This window comes from Pseudomonas sp. B611 (genome assembly GCF_055407965.1).
Genome location: NZ_JBUZST010000015.1, coordinates 17262 through 33312 on the forward strand (window position 1 = coordinate 17262; position 16051 = coordinate 33312).

The 16051-nt window shown below is 62.3% G+C and carries 13 protein-coding genes; 7 read left to right on the forward strand and 6 right to left on the reverse strand.

What is annotated here, in order from left to right; translation table 11 throughout:
• Nucleotides 1-13: 13 nt before the first annotated feature.
• The 3 genes from ACZRMO_RS23725 to ACZRMO_RS23735 are packed head-to-tail and all read left to right on the forward strand — an operon-like array spanning nucleotide 14 to nucleotide 4817.
• Nucleotides 14-3301: an ImcF-related family protein gene (locus ACZRMO_RS23725; protein WP_463974391.1), complete on the forward strand. Its 3288-nt coding sequence runs from the start codon at nucleotides 14-16 to the stop codon at nucleotides 3299-3301.
• Complete coding sequence (locus ACZRMO_RS23730; RefSeq protein WP_463974392.1) at nucleotides 3298-4005, forward strand: PP2C family protein-serine/threonine phosphatase; 708 nt, start codon at nucleotides 3298-3300, stop codon at nucleotides 4003-4005. The genes ACZRMO_RS23725 and ACZRMO_RS23730 overlap by 4 nt, the downstream gene beginning before the upstream one ends.
• On the forward strand, nucleotides 4002-4817 hold the full coding sequence (locus ACZRMO_RS23735) for a serine/threonine-protein kinase (RefSeq protein WP_463974393.1): 816 nt from the start codon (nucleotides 4002-4004) through the stop codon (nucleotides 4815-4817). Before ACZRMO_RS23730 ends, ACZRMO_RS23735 begins: the two co-directional genes overlap by 4 nt.
• Nucleotides 4818-4825: 8 nt before the next feature.
• On the opposite strand, the gene ACZRMO_RS23740 is transcribed toward ACZRMO_RS23735, so the two are convergent.
• The 3 genes from ACZRMO_RS23740 to ACZRMO_RS23750 form a co-directional block, all read right to left on the reverse strand.
• The gene (locus tag ACZRMO_RS23740) at nucleotides 4826-5155 is read right to left on the reverse strand and encodes a DUF6388 family protein (protein ID WP_463974394.1); all 330 of its coding nucleotides are present in this window, start codon (nucleotides 5153-5155) and stop codon (nucleotides 4826-4828) included.
• 25 nt (nucleotides 5156-5180) lie between these two features.
• Nucleotides 5181-5432, reverse strand: a complete 252-nt coding sequence (locus ACZRMO_RS23745; RefSeq protein ID WP_463974395.1) for a hypothetical protein — start codon at nucleotides 5430-5432, stop codon at nucleotides 5181-5183.
• Nucleotides 5433-5540: 108 nt separating this feature from the next.
• Nucleotides 5541-6854 carry a serine hydrolase domain-containing protein gene (locus ACZRMO_RS23750; protein ID WP_463974396.1) on the reverse strand — a complete coding sequence of 438 codons (1314 nt, stop codon included), beginning with the start codon at nucleotides 6852-6854 and terminating at the stop codon, nucleotides 5541-5543.
• Nucleotides 6855-7105: 251 nt separating this feature from the next.
• Between ACZRMO_RS23750 and ACZRMO_RS23755 the strand changes: the two genes are divergently transcribed.
• Entirely contained in the window at nucleotides 7106-9181 is a 2076-nt protein-coding gene (locus ACZRMO_RS23755; RefSeq protein WP_463974397.1) for a PTS sugar transporter subunit IIC/EAL domain-containing protein, read from the forward strand.
• Here the strand turns inward: ACZRMO_RS23755 and ACZRMO_RS23760 are convergent.
• The 3 genes from ACZRMO_RS23760 to ACZRMO_RS23770 are packed head-to-tail and all read right to left on the reverse strand — an operon-like array spanning nucleotide 9178 to nucleotide 12449.
• Complete coding sequence (locus ACZRMO_RS23760) at nucleotides 9178-10011, reverse strand: metal-dependent hydrolase (RefSeq protein ID WP_463974398.1); 834 nt, start codon at nucleotides 10009-10011, stop codon at nucleotides 9178-9180. The two genes, ACZRMO_RS23755 and ACZRMO_RS23760, sit on opposite strands and share 4 nt — an antisense overlap.
• Nucleotides 10012-10026: 15 nt before the next feature.
• Nucleotides 10027-10917 (reverse strand): SDR family NAD(P)-dependent oxidoreductase, encoded by an 891-nt coding sequence (locus ACZRMO_RS23765; protein WP_463974399.1) that lies wholly within the window; start codon nucleotides 10915-10917, stop codon nucleotides 10027-10029.
• Nucleotides 10914-12449 (reverse strand): flavin-containing monooxygenase, encoded by a 1536-nt coding sequence (locus ACZRMO_RS23770; RefSeq protein ID WP_463974400.1) that lies wholly within the window; start codon nucleotides 12447-12449, stop codon nucleotides 10914-10916. The genes ACZRMO_RS23765 and ACZRMO_RS23770 overlap by 4 nt, the downstream gene beginning before the upstream one ends.
• A 275-nt stretch (nucleotides 12450-12724) precedes the next feature.
• On the opposite strand from ACZRMO_RS23770, the gene ACZRMO_RS23775 reads away from it, so the two are divergent.
• The 3 genes from ACZRMO_RS23775 to praA all read left to right on the forward strand — a co-directional run bounded on the left by ACZRMO_RS23775 (nucleotide 12725) and on the right by praA (nucleotide 15928).
• Nucleotides 12725-13723, forward strand: coding sequence for an alpha/beta fold hydrolase (locus ACZRMO_RS23775; protein ID WP_463974401.1), 999 nt, complete (start codon nucleotides 12725-12727; stop codon nucleotides 13721-13723).
• Between the two features lie 294 nt (nucleotides 13724-14017).
• A complete protein-coding gene (locus ACZRMO_RS23780; protein ID WP_463974402.1) occupies nucleotides 14018-15298 on the forward strand; it encodes an alkane 1-monooxygenase in 1281 nt (426 codons plus the stop codon).
• Nucleotides 15299-15433: 135 nt separating this feature from the next.
• Nucleotides 15434-15928 carry an alkane oxidation protein activator PraA gene (gene praA, locus ACZRMO_RS23785; protein ID WP_017739150.1) on the forward strand — a complete coding sequence of 165 codons (495 nt, stop codon included), beginning with the start codon at nucleotides 15434-15436 and terminating at the stop codon, nucleotides 15926-15928.
• The last annotated feature ends 123 nt before the right edge of the window (nucleotides 15929-16051 follow it).

The following is a 16051-nucleotide window of genomic DNA, read 5'->3' on the forward strand; positions in this document are numbered from 1 at the left end:
CTGGGAGCAATGAATGAACGCATTCTTCAAGGGCGCGGGTGCCGTGCTGCGTCGGGTTTGGGTATGGAGCCTGCTGCTGGTGCTGTTGAGCGCCGGCCTGGTGTGGTTTGTCGGGCCATTGCTGGCGGTGGATGACTATCGCTTCTGGCAGGGCGCGACGGCGCGTCTGTTGACGATCAGCAGCGTGTTTCTGCTGTGGGGGCTGGCGATGGTCTGGCTGGGTGGGCGTCGCGTGGCGGCGTCGAACAAGCCTGAAAACCATGCCCGTGACGCACAGAAAGGCCGACTCGAAGACGAGCGCCGACACGTGCGTGCGCGCTTCAAGGAGGCCGAGCAAGCCCTGGCGACGACACCGCGCTACGGCAACCACCGCAAGCGTTGGCGCCATGAGCTGCCGTGGTATGTGCTGATAGGCGAGGAGGGCAGCGGAAAAACCAGCCTGCTAGCGGCGAACGGGTTGCACGCGCCCCTTGATCGCAGTGATGCAACGCCAGCCGGGCGCAGCGCTTTCTGTGACTGGTATTTTGCCGACAAGGCGGTGTTGATCGATACCCCAGGTCGTTACCTGTGCCAACCACACGGTGCACCCGACGCGGCGGGATGGGCGACGTTGCTGGGCTTGCTCAGGACGCGACGCAGGGCCAGCCCGCTCAACGGCGTGGTGGTAACGCTGTCGGTGCAGACCTTGCTCGCCAGCAACGAACACGACCTGGACCTGCATGCTCGCCAGGTACATGCCCGTTTGCAGGAGGTCCAGCAGACGTTGCACGTGGATGTGCCCCTCTACCTGGTGTTGACCCACGCAGACCGTTTGCCGGGGTTTGCCGAGTATTTCGATACGCCCGAGGCACAAGCGGCCGTCGGTGTATTGGGCGAGCCGTTGGCTGTTGGCACCGCGGGAGCCGAGATGGCCCAGGTGCGACAGGCATTCGAGGCCCTGCTGCAACGTTTGAGCGCTGAACTGATCACACGTTTGCATCAGGAGCGTCACGTGGAGCGCCGTGCGCGCATGCTGGACTTGCCGCCACAAGCGGCGCAGATGGGCGAGCGTTTGTGTGCGTTCATCGAGACGGCGTTCCGCGCCCATCGCGCTCCGCGCATCAACGGTTTGCGCGGCTTTTACCTGACGTGCGCGGGCGACGTACGGGCGCGCGGTGTGTCGGGGTTGTTCCGTCAGGTCATCCTTGCCGAAGCCGACCTCGCCGGCCTGCATACCGAGGAACGCCAGCGCCTGCGTTGGCGCCGGGCCGGGTTGAGCCTGGCGGCGCTGTTGCTGCTGGGGGCGAGCGCGGCCCTGTGGACACACAGCTACACGGTCAATCATCAGCGCCTTGGGCAACTGGTTGAATTGGCACGCGAGCCCGCAGCCGTGGCGCCAGAGACCGACAGCACCCTGGTTGTCCTGGCACAGTTGGACCAACGCTTTGCCGCCACCCAGGTGTTCCCGGCCAAGGGCGATGCCCGGCTGCTGGAGCGCGCGGGCCTGTATCAGGGCGACCTGAGTGCGCCGGTGTTGGCGAGTGCCTACGAGCACACCTTGCACCAGCAGTTGCTGCCGGTTGTCGTCGCGCTGCTGGAAGAACAGGTGCAGGGCAGCCTGGCAGACCGCGAGCGGTTGCTGGACCCCCTGCGTGCGTACCTGATGCTGACGCTGCGCGAACGGCGAGAGAACCGCTGGTTGGCCGAGCGTGTCGCGCAAGCCTGGTCCACACGTTATGCCGGTGCGGCCTCGGTGCAGGAGCGCCTGAATGCACACGTGGCGCGGCTGCTGGCGTTGCCGTTCGCGGCGCCGCTCAATGATGCCCTGGTGGCCCAGGCACGCCAGGTGTTGCGCGGTGAATCGTTGGCCGACGTGGTCTACCGGGTATTGCGTGAACAGGCGCGTGATCTGGAACCTTTGCACCTGGCCGAGGGCGTGGCGTTTGCCGGCGTCGATCCGCCCATTCCCGGCTTTTACACCAAGCGCTTCTTGCAGTATTTCGATGCCCAGGGGCCTCGGTCGGTGAATGCCATTGCGCAGGACAACTGGGTGCTTGGAGAGAGCGGCGACCTGAGTGCGCTGGAGCTGCGCCGATTGATACTGGCGTTGGAGCAGCGCTATTTCAGCGAGTACGCCGATGTCTGGAGTGGCGCCCTGGGGCGGGTTCGACGGGGGGCGAGCGAAGACTTGAAGCAGGACGCCGCACGGCTGGCGAGTGTGACGTCGGCCCGCTCGCCCCTGGTGCTGCTGTTGCAGCAGGTGCGGGAAAACACCCTGTTGGCCGGCCCATTGCCGATGGCCGAAGACTCTCCCCGGCGCACGTTGCAACGGCGTTTTGAGCCGCTTCACCAATTATTGGACGAGCAGCAGAACCCCGGCACCGAGCTGACCCGGGCATTGGGCTTGCTTGATGAACTGCACCTGCAACTGCTTGCCGTGAACCGCGACGTATCGCCAGGGCAGGCTGCGTTCCTGCGGGTCAAGCGGCGCATGGAAGGGCAGCCGGACGTGTTGGGCACTTTGCGCGATGCCGCCGCGCGCTTGCCGCTGCCGCTGTCGAGCCTGTTTGAGGGCATGGCCGACGACAGCTGGCAGCATTTGCTGGAGGACGCCTACGTACACGTCAATCAGCGTTATCAAAGCGAGGTCTACGGGGTTTACGCCCAGGCGATCCGTCAGCGTTACCCGTTCAATGCCCACGCCGCCAGCGACGTGGCCCTCAGTGATTTCCAGGCGTTTTTCAAGCCGCAAGGCGTGATGGCACGCTTTTACGACGGTTATCTGCGGCCTTTCGTCAGCGCCGAAGGTGGGCGTTATCGTCTGCGTAGCCTGGACGGGCGCAGCCTGCCGATGACACGCGGGATGCTTGATCACCTGAGCAAGGCCCAGCTTATCCGCCGCAGCTTCTTCAGCGACGGCGGGGGCGACCTGCAGGTGCGGTTTACCTTGGCGCCCTACAGCCTGGATCAGGCGGTCAGTCGCGCCGTGTTGCGCGTCGGTGAACGCCAGTTGGAATACCGCCACGGGCCCATCGTGCCGATGGTGTTCCAGTGGCCTGACGAGGCCGAAAACGGTCGCAGTAGCCTGGTGCTGGAGCGGGGCGCAGAGCGGCCATTGGGCCTGGAAAAAAACACCGGTGCCTGGTCGTGGTTTCGCCTGGTTGATCTGTTGCAGAGCGAGCCGGCCAGCGGTCGCGATGGGCACTTGCTCAAGGCCGACCTGGCCGGTTTGCGCGCCAATTTCCTGTTGACCAGCCAACGCACGCCCAGCCCGTTCCCGTTGGGGGATTGGCGCACGTTCCGTTTGCCGGAGCAGTTATGAACCCCGTGCCCTGGCGCAGTGCCGCGCGCACCCAGCGCGGCAAGCTCCGCGCGCGCAATGAAGATGCCTTCCTGGACCGCCCGCAGAGTGGCTGCTGGGCGGTGGCGGACGGAATGGGCGGGCATCGCGCGGGCGATGTTGCCAGCCAAGCGGTGATTGCCAACCTGGCCGCGTTGCACGCGCAAGGTACGCTGGACCAGCGGGTCGAGGCGCTGCGCGGGTGCTTGCAACGGCTCGATCGGCGCCTGGGCCTTGAAGGCCAACAGGGCACAATCGGCAGTACGGTGGTGGCGCTGCTGCTGGAGGGGCATCGCGCCGCTTGCGTGTGGGCAGGAGACAGCCGTTGTTACCTGTGGCGCGCGCAGTGTCTGTATCAGCTGTCGCGAGATCATTCGATGTTTGAGCGACTGATGGCCGAGCAGCAGTTGAGCCGCGCGCAGGCACAGGTTCACCCGGACGCCCGGGCGCTGACCCGTGCGGTCGGCGGCCGTGCGCCGTTGAGCCTGGAGGTGCTCGAACTCGACACGCGCCCCGGCGATGTATTCCTGTTGTGCAGCGACGGCCTGTACCAGGCGCTCAGCCACCGGGAATTGGGCGGTGCCCTGAGTCAGGGCACGGCGCAGCAGATGGTAGAGCGTTTGTTTGCCCTGGTGTTACGCGGGCCCGCACGGGATGACCTGACGGCGGTGGTGGTGCTGCCATGACGGAGGCGAAGATCGCCCTTGACCTGCTTGCCGGGCGTTATCACCTTGAGCGGGTGCTCGGCACGGGCGGGATGGGCGTGGTGTATCGCGCCCGCGACTTGCTGCACGAGCAATTTGGCGAGCCCTGCTCGCGCGTCGCGTTGAAGGTGGTGGGCGATGGCCTTGCCCAGGCCAGTGATGCCCATGTGTTGTTGTACAGCGAGTTTGCCGTGACCCGCAGCCTGCGCCATGAGCGGATCGTGCGGGCGTTCAGCTTTGAGGTCGATACCACTCGCCAGGTCGCGTTTTTCACCATGGAGTTGCTACCGGGGCTGACCTTGGACCGGCTGCTGCTGGAATGCCCTGGCGGCTTGCCCTGGCCGCAGTTGCAACCGCTGGGGGTGCAGGTGCTCGATGCGCTGGCGTACGCCCATGGGCAGGGCGTGCTGCACGGCGACTTGAAGCCGGGCAATGTGATGGTGGGCGAGGCGGGCATCTGCTTGTTCGACTTTGGTTTGGGCCAGGGTGACGGGTTGCCGCAGTTGAGTCGTGACCGTTTCAATGCGTGGACACCCGCGTACGCCGCCCCGGAATTGGCCGACGGTGGCGCGCTGACCCCGGCGGCGGATCTCTACGGCGTGGCGTGCATGTTGTACGAATTGGCCGAGGGAGGCCGCCCCGCCGACTTTCAGCCCCTCAAGCCGCGCAGACTCCCCAGGCAATGCTGGCCCGCACTCAAGACCGCGTTAGCCGTGGACCCGGAGCGCCGGGCCATCAGCGTCGCCGAATTGCGTGATGCGCTGGCCCGCGACGCTTGGCGCTGGTACCTGTAGCCAGTGGCTCAGTGGCTCAGGTCATGCAACTGGCAATACTCCGCCCAACTCAGCCCGGCCATTTGCGCCACTTCTTTATGCACTTCCAGGCGCTGGGTCTCGAAGGCTTCGGCTGACTCCGCCGTCAGCTTGAGCGTCAATTCCCAGGCGAACAGGCCCAGGCGCTCCGCTTCGGCTTCGAAGGCTTCGTGCAGGCGCTCGGCGCGGTACTGCACCAGGGTTTCGCCCTTGGCCTGGGCGGCGAGGGGGTTGAGGGTGTCGAGTTGCGTGAGGACCTCAGGGTGTTCGTTCAAGAAACGGTCCAGCGCGCGCTGGTGGTTATCGCCGGGTTGGGACAATGCGTCACTCCAGATAGAAAAGGCTTCAAGCGCGGCTGCGATGTCGGCGCCGGGCGTTTTTGCGCAGGCGGCGCTGGATGGCGTTGCGTATCGGCTCAAGCAAAAACAGCAGCAGGTAAGCCATCAGCACCGTGACCAGGTCCATCGAGCTGTCGCCCAACGGTCCGGTAAACTGCTCCACGGCGTCCTTGATCATCAACAACAAGGAAACACCACCTAGCCACAGCAACACATTGAGCAACAGCGGGCGTACGCCCGTTGAGGATTTGTCTTGCATGTTGAACCTCATCTCCCTGACGGCGGTTTCCGACGCAGATACTGCGGCTTGAAGTCAGTGTAGGAATTGTGTCAGGTCATAAAATCCACTTAATCGTACTGCTCAGGTTTACCGGGTTGTCTTCAAGTACTGCGCCAAGGCTGCGTAGGCGGGCAACGTCACCCCATCATTGGCGGCATTGCCTGCGATGGGGTGGGAGGCGAAACGCACAATCACCATTTCGGCCTTGGGATCGATGTAGATGCTCTGGCCGTGCACGCCACGGGCCATGAAGGCGCCGTCCGGGTTATGGGTGACCCACCACATGGAGCGATAACTCCAACCCTGCAACTGACTATAGCCGGCCTTGGCAAATGCGCGTTTATCACCGCCTTGGCGGATATCGCTCACCACGGCTTCAGGAACGATTTGCTGGCCATTGAAGCGGCCGTTGTTGCGTAGCATCTCGCCAAACCGGCCGAGGTCGCGCAGCCCGGCGTTGAAGCCGCCACCGGCGAACGGTGTGCCGATGGAATCCACGCTGAAATACGCGTCCTGCTCGCTGCCCAGCCGGCTCCAGATACGCTCGCTGAGCAGTTGCGCGACATTGCGCCCGGTGGCGCGGGCAATCACCCAGCCGAGCACGTCGGTGTTGACGGTCTTGTAGCCAAACGCCTGGCCGTGCTCACCCTGTTGGCGCACGGTCTGCAAAAACTCGAAATAGCTGCGCGGGCCGGTGTAGTCCTTGGGCTTGGGCAGTGGGTTACCGGCCTGGGCGTGGGCCCAGACTTCGGCGTTGGGGTCGGCGTAGTCTTCGCTGTAGTCCAGCGCGGTGGTCATGTCCAGCACTTGGCGCAGGGTTGCGCTGCCAAAGGCGGAGTGGGCCAGTTCCGGCACGTACTCGACGATCTTCTTGTTGGCATCGAGGGTGCCGTCGGCCACCAGCATGGCACCGAGCGTGCCGACCACTGACTTGGTGACCGACATCGCCGCATGTTGGCCGTTGTCCTTGAGCACACCGAAATAGCGCTCATACACCACCGTGCCACGGTGCAGCACGAGGATGCCGTCGGTGTAGGTGGCGTCCAGGGTCTGGCGCCAGCTCAGGGCCTGGCTGGCGGCGCTCGGCACCACGGCCAGGCTGTCGATCCGTGTATCCAGCTGGCGGGCCAGGGGCGACGGCGCGCCGAGCCCGCGCGAGACGTTGACGGTGGGCATCAACTGGCGAAAGTTCGACACGCTCCAGCGCATCGCCGGGAAGCGAAAGTAGCTGCCATCTTCAAAACGCAGGGTTCGGTCGGCGGGTGGCGGCGCCCCAACCATCCACTTGAGCAGGGCCGGGTCACTGGCCTGGGCGTCGGGGAAGGCGGTGTCGGCGGCGTGGGTCAGCACGCTGGCAGCGCTGAGGAACACGCCGGTCATAACGGGAAGGAATCGCAGCATCAGCAGGCGCCTTGATGTCGGGGAGACGACGGGAGCAAGGCTCGGGGCTCGACTCCATTCGAGGGAAACGTTACCGGTTGTGGCAACAGCTATCCGGCAGGATGGGCCAAACGGGGGCCTTCGACAACCGCCAAGGCTCCAAATGAGTAGGGAATAATTTGCCCGGGCACGGCAAAAGCCTTTCACTCCCGGCATCAGGACGTGTAGCGTTAGTCGGTATTTTCGCCCCGCGATGGACAGAGGGATCGGTCATGGCGCAAACGCTGTTCAAGCTGTTTTTTACCCAGCGTCTGGCTGCCTTGGCCAGCACCGAGTCGTTGCGTGCGATTCGTGAAGGGCTGTTGTGGATCCTGCCGTGCCTGTTGGTGTCAGCGGGGTTTCTGATCTTGTCCGAATGCGCCCGGGTGCTGGGGTTCGATCCGCAGGTGGTGGGTTTCCTGGCCGGGTTGCACAACCAGATCAGTTCGGTGATCCCGCTGCTGGTGGCGGCGTCGATTGGCTACATGCTGGCGATCCAGTACCGCTTGCCCCAGCTGCCCGTAGCGTTTCTGTGCCTGGCCCATGTGGTGGTGGCCACGTTTATCCTGCGTGAGTACCCGCGCGCTTCGGCCACGTTTGTGTTGTTTATCGCGATTGCCTCGCCACTGCTCAATGTGCCGGCGATTGCCTGGTTGCACCGTTACCGTTGGACACGATTGGTCAACGAGGACCTGGTGGGGCACAACTTGCGCGGCACCATCAACATGGTGCTGCCCGGTGCCGTGACGGCGCTGGCCCTGGTGGTGGTGTTGTCGCTGCTGTTGCAGATTCCCTATGTGGCGCAGTTGCAGGGGCCGCAGGTGCTCGAAGCGCTGGACTCGCCCTACGGCAGCGGCCTGTTTGTGACGTTGATGAATTCGCTGCTGTGGTTTTTTGGTATCCATGGCGTGTACGCCATGCAGCCGCTGTTCGATGTGCTTGACCATGCGGTGGTGCTCAACGCGGCGGCGTTGGCGGCGGGTGAGCCGATCCGGTATGCGCTCAACAGTGGCCTGCTGGGCAGTTTTGCATTTATCGGCGGCTCCGGCGGCGCCCTGTGTTTGCTGGTGGCGATCCTGCTGTTCTCGAAGAGCCAGTCCATGCGTTTGCTGGCGATTGCCAGTGTGCCGCTGTCGTTGTTCAACGTCAGCGAAGTGCTGTTGTTCGGCTTGCCCATCATCCTCAACCCGCGCCTGTTCATTCCGTTTCTGCTGGTGCCGGCGTTTAACGCCATGGCCGCGTTGACGGTGGTGCAACTGGGTTGGGTGTCGCCGGCAGTGGTCAGTGTGCCGTTCACCTCGCCGGTGCTGTTCAACGCCTACCTCAGTACCCATGGCGACATCGCGGCGGTGGCGTTGCAACTGGTGTTGTTGGGCGTGGGCACGTTGATCTACGCGCCCTATGTGCGGGCGATCCATCGCCAACCGGCTGAAGGCGGCACGGTGTACCTGCGCTCGTTGGACATGACCTTTCGCGGCCTGGAAGAAAAGGGCCGCTTGCTGGAGGCCGACCCGGTGCTGGCGTCCCACAAGGCGATTGCGCGCCAGGCCAGTGAACTGAGCCGCATCCAGCAAATCAGCGACTATGAGTTCTACCTCGAATACCAACCCCAAGTGTCCACCCTGACTGGCCTGTGTACTGGCTGCGAAGCGTTGATGCGCGCACGTGACAGCCAGGGCACGGTGCATTCGCCGTGGGAGTTCTTGCAGTGGCTGGCGCAGGCGCGGTTGATGCCGGACGTGGATGTGTGGGTGGCGTCCGAGGCGGTGCGTCAGTACCAGCATTGGCAGGCATTGGGGTTTGCGCTGCCGATGACCATCAATATCTCCAGCGCCACCTTGACCGACCCGGCCTACGGCAATCGCCTGGTGAAGATTCTGGCCCAGGCCCATGGGCAGGTGTCGGTGGAAATCACCGAAGACGCGCTGGTAAGTGATATCCAGGCCACGCGCCAGACCATCGAGAAGCTGCAGGCCATCGGCGCCAAGGTGTATATCGATGACTTCGGCACCGGGTTTTCCGCCCTGAGTTACCTGCACCAGTTTCCAGTGGATTTCATCAAGATCGACCGCAGTTTTGTGGTCGCTCAGTGCGACCCCAAAGGCGCCCAAGTGCTGACGGGCATGTTGCGCTTTTGCGAGGCGCTGAACCTGGGTGTGGTGGTCGAAGGGGTGGAGACCGCCGAGCAGTTGGCCTTCTTGAATACCGGCAGCGAGCTGTTTATCCAGGGCTGGTATTTCAGCAAGGCGCTGCCGGGCGATCAGTTGCAACGGTTTGTGCGCGAACGTGCGGCGCTGGCCGAGGCTTAGGTCGAGGGGTAGCTGCGTTCGACCTCTTCGACCAGGCTGTCGATGCGCTCCAGGCGCGCGCGGTTGTCGTGGTCCCAGGGGTGAAAGCCTGGCCGGAAGTAATCCAGCCAGGGCCGAAACATCCGTGGGAACACACCCCGTGGCCCATACAGAAACTTGAGCATGCGCCAGAAACCCTTCAGGTGCCCGCCGGCCTTGCGGTCGGCAATCAGCAGGCGCAGGTGGAAATCCAACACCACCAGCCAGAAGAACACCGTGGTGGTGAGCATGGTTCCGGTGCGCAGCAGGTAGCGCTTTGGCCCGGGCTCTATCACGCGGTTCCACACGTCGAAGGCCACGGCTTTGTGTTCGGTTTCTTCAAGGGCGTGCCAGTACCACATCTGCTGGTAACCCTTGAGTGAGTCGCCAAAGCGCGACGGGTCGCTGAGCAGGATCTCTGCGAGCATGGCGGTGTAGTGCTCAAGGGCTATGGTGATGGCCAGGTTGAACGACGGCGGGAAGTGTTTTTTCTGCCAATCGAGGATGAACTTCAGGCGCCGGTCGAGAGTGTGTGCCGGCAGGCCGGCGTCTTGCAGCAAGTCGTTGTAGGCCACGTGTTCACGGCTGTGCATGGCTTCCTGGCCGATAAACCCCTGGACCTGTTTTTTCAGCTCGGGGTCAATGATTTGCGCGCGGTAGTGACGCACGCTGTCCATGAAAAACAGTTCGCCCTGGGGAAACAGGAGCGACAGGGCATTGAAAAAGTGCGTGATGAACGGGCCTTGTTCATGCCAGTCCTTGATACGTTCGGCAGGCAAGGCGAAGTGGAGATCGCGACGGATCGGCAACATGGCAGGTGCTCCTGTTCAGAGACGGGACTCGTCGTTGGTTTCCAAGACCTGGGGGCGCGTTTTGGGCGCCATGCGTTTGCTGGCCAGTACCACCAGCGCTTGATAGGCCGCCGGCAGGCAGCGTGCGAGCAGGTCGAGAAAGTAGGCGTCACGGCCGATCAGCACGCGCCGTTTGTTGTGGCGCACGCCTTGCAGGATCACTTTGGCGGCCTTGTCGGCGTCGGTGATAAACAGCTTTTCGAAATCCGCGCGGGCTTGTTGTTCGCTGTGGATCAGAAAGCCGGTCATGTTCGCGTCGATGCGGCTGCTGCGGCAGATATCCGTACGAATGCCGCCCGGGTGCACGCAGGTGGCGGACACGCCGCAGCGTTGCAGGTCGAGTTCCTGGCGCAGCGATTCGGTAAACCCGCGCACCGCAAACTTGGTGGCGTTGTAGCCGCTCATGCCGGGCTGGGCAAACAGGCCGAACACGCTGGAGGTGTTGACCACATGGCCGTCGCCGCTGGCTTTCAAGTACGGCAGGAACGCCTTGGTGCCGTGGACCACGCCCCAGAAATTGATGCCGACGATCCATTCCAGGTCGGCATAGTCCACGCCTTCCACGGTGCTCGACAGCGCCACCCCGGCATTGTTGAAGATCAGGTTGACCTGGCCGTGCTGCACAAAGGTCTCGCTGGCCCAGGCTTGCACGGCCTCGCGGTCGGACACGTCGAGTACCTGGGTGGTCATCGTCACCGGCGACAGCGTGGATGCCTTGATGATCGCCACGGTCTGTAACAGCCCCGGGCCGTTCTTGTCGGCCAGCGCCAGGTGGCAACCTTCCCGCGCCAGGGCCAGGGCCAGTGCGCGGCCCATGCCGGAAGCGGCGCCGGTGATGGCCGCGACGCGACCGTTGAAGGACTTCATGACAGGCTCCTTTCGGCGGCGCTGTGGGGCACGGCGACCGGGCGGGGTGGCTGGATCGGCAGCAGCTTGGCCACGTAATCCTTGAGGGCAAAATGCCGGGTGACCTGCTTGAAGCGCCAGGTCGAACCGGGCCACAGGGTGGTGTTCTTGCCGGTGCGCGGGTCCAGGTACCAACTCTGGCAACCGCCCGTGTTCCAGATCGTGCGCTGCAATTTGGCCTGCACGTCCAGGTTGTAGGCTTCTTCCACGGCAGGCTTGACCTCCACCGTGGCGATGCGATGGCGTTGCATCTGCTGGATAGCGTCGAGGATGTAAGTGACCTGGGCCTCGATCATCAAAATCATCGAGTTGTGCCCCAGGCCGGTGTTGGGCCCGACGATCAGGAACAGGTTCGGATAACCCGGCACCGTGGTGCCCTTGTAGGCATGGGCGCCGTCGTGCCAGGTGTCCATCAGGTCGATGCCATCGCGGCCGATGATGCAGTCGCGGGGCAGTGGGTCGCTGGCCTGGAAGCCGGTGCCGAAGATCAGGCAATCGGCCGGGTGCTTGATGCCGTTGGCGGTGACCACGCCGTCGGCTTCGATGCGCAGCACGGTGTCAGTCACCACCTCGACGTTGCTGCGTGACAGCGCCGGGTAGTAGTCGTTGGAAATCAACACGCGCTTGCAGCCAATGGTGTAGTCCGGCGTCAGGGTTTTGCGCAGGGAAGGGCGCGCGACCTGTTTGTGCAGGTGGCGCTGGGCGATCTTCTGCACCATTTTCATCAACCGTGGGTGCAAGGCAAACCCCACGACCCGGCCCTCCAGGGCCCAGTAGAACGCGCCACGCACCAGGCGTTGGGTGAACGGCAGGTGTTTGAACAGCCAGCGTTCGGCGGTGGAAATCGCCCGGTCGGGCTTGGGCATGATCCAAGGTGGCGTTCGCTGGAACAGGTCCAGGTGCGCTACCTGCGGTGCAATCTGCGGCACGAATTGAATGGCGCTGGCGCCGGTGCCGATCACGGCCACGCGTTTGCCTTTCAATGAATAGGTGTGGTCCCACTGCTGGGAGTGGAAGCGCTTGCCCTTGAAGCTGTCGAGCCCCGGAATCAGTGGCAACGCCGGGCGCGACAGGCCGCCCATGCCCGACACCAACACCCGCGCACTGACCTGGCGGCCGCCGTTGAAGCGCAGTTGCCAGCGTTGTTGCTGCTCATCGAACACCGCACGCTCAAGGCCCATGCCAAAGCGCAAATAGGGCGCCAGCTCGAAACGCTGTGCGCATTGCTCCAGGTAGGCGCGGATCTCCGCTTGCGGCGCGAATTGCCGCGTCCAATCCGGGTTGGGCGCAAAGGAAAACGAATACACATGGGATTGCACGTCGCAGGCGCAACCGGGGTAGTGGTTGTCGCGCCAGGTGCCGCCGAGGGTATCGGCCTGTTCGGCAATCAAGAAGTCGGTGAGCCCGGCTTCCTTGAGCTTGATGGCCATGCACAGGCCGGCAAAACCGGAACCGATGATGGCGATGTCGATGGCATCGTCGTGGGCATTCATAGGCTGTCCTTCATGGGCATCTCATGTGCTCCTGTTTTTGTTGTGTGTTTTAGATAGAACACCATTGCAAAGGAAAAATGAATTAATTATTTTAAAAAAGATTTTAAATAATCTACCTGAAAATATCGCCTACGCTAGTCACTGGCTCCTCATATGAGATGTGTCCGACGGACAGCACCTCTCACACGCAGTTAGGGAACAGAGCGTTAACGGTAGCTGAGGCCGGTACCAATACCGGTCAGGCCGTCAGCAGCAGGGAAGCAGAGGACCGAGCTATGGCTGTCGAATGGATTGCCGCTGGCGCTGTGTTTGTCGGCGCGAGTGCTTTGTTGTGGGCTTTCAGTGCGCGGATGACCCGGCGCATCGAAGCGGCGGTACCGAGCAACGGGCGCTTTGTCGAGGTGGAGGGCGAGCGCTTTCATTATGTAGAAGAGGGCAAGGGCCCGCCGCTGGTGATGATTCACGGGCTGATGGGCAGCAGTCGCAACCTGACGTATGCCTTGTCCGGCCAGTTGGCCGAGCAGTTTCGGGTGATTACCCTGGATCGCCCAGGGTCGGGTTACTCCACGCGCCACACGGGCACCGCGGCTGATCTGCCAGGCCAGGCCCGGCAAATTGCCGCCTTTATCAAGACCCTTGATCTGGATAAACCGCTGTTGCTGGGGCATTCCCTCGGCGGCGCGATTTCCCTGGCGTTGGCCCTCGATCATCCCGCGGCGGTAGGCGGGTTGGTGCTGGTGGCGCCGCTGACCCATCCGCAGCGCCTGTTGCCGTTGGTGTTCCTGTCGTTGGCGGTACGTCCGGCGTGGTTGCGGCGTTGGATGGCCCACACGTTGACCATGCCCATCGGGCTGCTGACCAAAGGCTCAGTGGTCAAGGGCGTGTTTGCCCCCGATCCCGCCCCGGCAGATTTCGCCACCCGTGGCGGCGGGTTGCTCGGCATGCGGCCAGGCAACTTCTATGCAGCCTCCACCGAGATCAACACGGTCAATGATGACCTGCCGGGGATGGTCAAGCGCTACCCCCGACTGACCCTGCCCATCGGCCTTGTCTACGGCTCGCGCGACCAGGTGCTGGACTTTCGCAAGCACGGCCAGGCCCTGGCCGACCTAGTGCCGGGCCTGAAGCTGCAGTTGGTGGAAGGGCGTGGCCACATGCTGCCGATTACTGCCACCGCGCGCGTGGTGGAGGTGGTGCAGCAGGTCGCCAAGCGGATGCGCGCGCCACAAAGCGCGACGCTTTTGCCCCCGTCGTTTGCCCTGGCGAACAAATAAGCGTGGCCTCGATTGCGGGTTGGACTGTCGCAAACGCTTGCTCTAGAGACCTGACCAAACGGCTGAAAAAGAGACTGCCCGGTCACGTAAAAAAGGCCTCGAAAAAGTAGTTGACGACCTACCGATTCCGCGTTATTTATTTAAAAAAATATTTCAATTTATATTTTGAAATGATTTTTGAAATGCCTAAGAGCGGATAAAAATGAAAAAAACGTCTTTTATCGCATGGTTGGTTTTCGGGAGCATTCAACGCTCCACGGACCTGTTTTCTGCCCGCCTGCCAAGGAGCCTGTCATGAACCAGACTCTGGCAGCTCCTGGCGTATGGACCGACGGCAAGCGCCACCTGTGGTGGTTGGGAATCATGCCGCTGGCCACTCCTCTGTTGTCCGGTGCATTGGCCATTACCACTGGTATCCAGCAACTGTGGTGGGTCGGGGTACTGGTGATTTTCGGCCTGATCCCGCTCATCGACGGCCTGCTCGGCGAAGACGTCAGCAACCCGCCTGAATCCGCCGTCAGCCATCTGGAAACGCAAAGCTACTACCGCTGGATCGTCTACACCGGCGTGTTGTTTGTGATTTCGTCAGTGGTGATCACCGGTTGGCTCGCCGCCGGCGGCATTGAATGGATCATCCAGGGTGGCCTGCTGCAGGCCGCTGCCACACTGGACCCTTCCAGCTGGCTGTCCCAGGCCGCCAGTTACATCACCGCGCGCACTCAACTGCATGGCGAACCGAGCTGGTTCACCTACCTGGGCATGGCCATGTCCACCGGCGCGGCAACGGGCATCGCCATCAACACCGCCCATGAACTGGGGCACAAGCCCAACGCGCTGGAAGTGTTCCTTGCCAAGGTTACCCTGGCGCCTACGTTCTACGGGCACTTCTACACCGAACACAACCGTGGCCATCACGTACGTGTTGCCACCCCTGAAGACCCGGCCAGCTCGCGCCTGGGTGAGAGCTTCTGGGCCTTCCTGCCGCGCTCGGTGTGGTTCAGCGCTCGCTCGGCGTGGAACCTGGAGCGTGAACGCCTGCGCAAACTCGGCTTGCCCGCCTGGCACTGGCAGAACGGCGTGCTCAGCGCCTGGATGTACAGCGTGGTGTTGTGGGGCGCGATGATTGCCTGGCTGGGGGCGGCGGTGATTCCGTTCCTGATTATCCAGGGCATCTACGGGTTCTCATTGCTGGAAGTGGTGAACTACGTCGAGCACTACGGCCTGAAACGCCAGAAGTTGCCCAATGGTCGTTATGAACGTTGCTCGCCTCGGCACTCTTGGAACAGCAATCGGATTGTCACCAATATCTTCCTGTTTCAATTGCAACGGCACTCCGATCACCATGCCAACCCAACGCGTAGTTATCAGTCGCTGCGCCACTTCGATGAGTCGCCGCAACTTCCATATGGCTACGCGAGCATGATTGTCTGGGCCTATGTGCCTTACTTGTGGCGTCGGCGCATGGACCATCGGGTGCTCAATCATTACGCCGGGGATATCACCCTGACCAATCTTCAACCGTCACAACGTTTGAAGTATCTGGAGAAGTACAGCGGCAGTGCCAAGCCGTTCTGATGTGAATTAACGCGTGAGTGGGCGTACTCGGGATCTGTGTATCGCGCAGGTTCTTATCGCCCAAGGTTTCCCGGTTTAGTTGCAAGAAAGTTGTTTGACCCTAACAAAAATAATTTCAAGGGAAGGACGTACACCATGCAAGCACCTGCCAAGTTCACCACCCATATCGTATTGGCCGCATTGGGGCTGATCGTCTATCACCAGGCCCAGGCCGCGCGCATCGAGCCAGCCGGCAGTGCCTTTACGGCCCAGGGCCCCATCAGCTTTTCCAAGGGCGCGCTGATCAGCGCCGACTGCACCATCAAGGTGGCCGGCAAGGTCGCGGCGGATGGTTCATCGGTGAATGTCGACAAAGTCGAATTCGACGGCGGCCTCAAGTGCAGCCGGGTCGAAGCCATTAACTTGCCCTGGGTATTGATCGCCAAAGACACCAAGAGTGGTTCCATGTCGAAGATCAGCGTGGACGTGCACGCCTTCGGTCTGGGGGGCAAGTGTGGGCCTTCCACCGCCGACGGTACTTGGGATAACGCCACCGGTAAGTTGGAAGCCAGCAATGTACCGATTGGCGAAGACTGCAAGATTAAGACGGTGTCGATCAAGATGCCGCCGAACTTCAAAGTTGTTGAATAAGCGTCAGATGTTGTTGCGGTAATCGAATTGAGATTTGGCTGGAAAGGGAAGTTCTGCTGTGTTTCACCGTGACCTCTCGTTCATGGCCATTACCCCTGGCGAAATGACTTCGCCATAACATGT

Bases quoted from the DNA above. Each gene is read 5' to 3' on its own strand.
- ACZRMO_RS23725 (WP_463974391.1), top strand. From the start codon at position 14: ATGAACGCATTCTTCAAGGGCGCGGGTGCCGTGCTGCGTCGGGTTTGG.
- ACZRMO_RS23730 (WP_463974392.1), top strand. From the start codon at position 3,298: ATGAACCCCGTGCCCTGGCGCAGTGCCGCGCGCACCCAGCGCGGCAAG.
- ACZRMO_RS23735 (WP_463974393.1), top strand. From the start codon at position 4,002: ATGACGGAGGCGAAGATCGCCCTTGACCTGCTTGCCGGGCGTTATCAC.
- ACZRMO_RS23745 (WP_463974395.1), bottom strand. From the start codon at position 5,432: ATGCAAGACAAATCCTCAACGGGCGTACGCCCGCTGTTGCTCAATGTG.
- ACZRMO_RS23750 (WP_463974396.1), bottom strand. From the start codon at position 6,854: ATGCTGCGATTCCTTCCCGTTATGACCGGCGTGTTCCTCAGCGCTGCC.
- ACZRMO_RS23755 (WP_463974397.1), top strand. From the start codon at position 7,106: ATGGCGCAAACGCTGTTCAAGCTGTTTTTTACCCAGCGTCTGGCTGCC.
- ACZRMO_RS23760 (WP_463974398.1), bottom strand. From the start codon at position 10,011: ATGTTGCCGATCCGTCGCGATCTCCACTTCGCCTTGCCTGCCGAACGT.
- ACZRMO_RS23765 (WP_463974399.1), bottom strand. From the start codon at position 10,917: ATGAAGTCCTTCAACGGTCGCGTCGCGGCCATCACCGGCGCCGCTTCC.
- ACZRMO_RS23770 (WP_463974400.1), bottom strand. From the start codon at position 12,449: ATGAATGCCCACGACGATGCCATCGACATCGCCATCATCGGTTCCGGT.
- ACZRMO_RS23775 (WP_463974401.1), top strand. From the start codon at position 12,725: ATGGCTGTCGAATGGATTGCCGCTGGCGCTGTGTTTGTCGGCGCGAGT.
- ACZRMO_RS23780 (WP_463974402.1), top strand. From the start codon at position 14,018: ATGAACCAGACTCTGGCAGCTCCTGGCGTATGGACCGACGGCAAGCGC.
- praA (WP_017739150.1), top strand. From the start codon at position 15,434: ATGCAAGCACCTGCCAAGTTCACCACCCATATCGTATTGGCCGCATTG.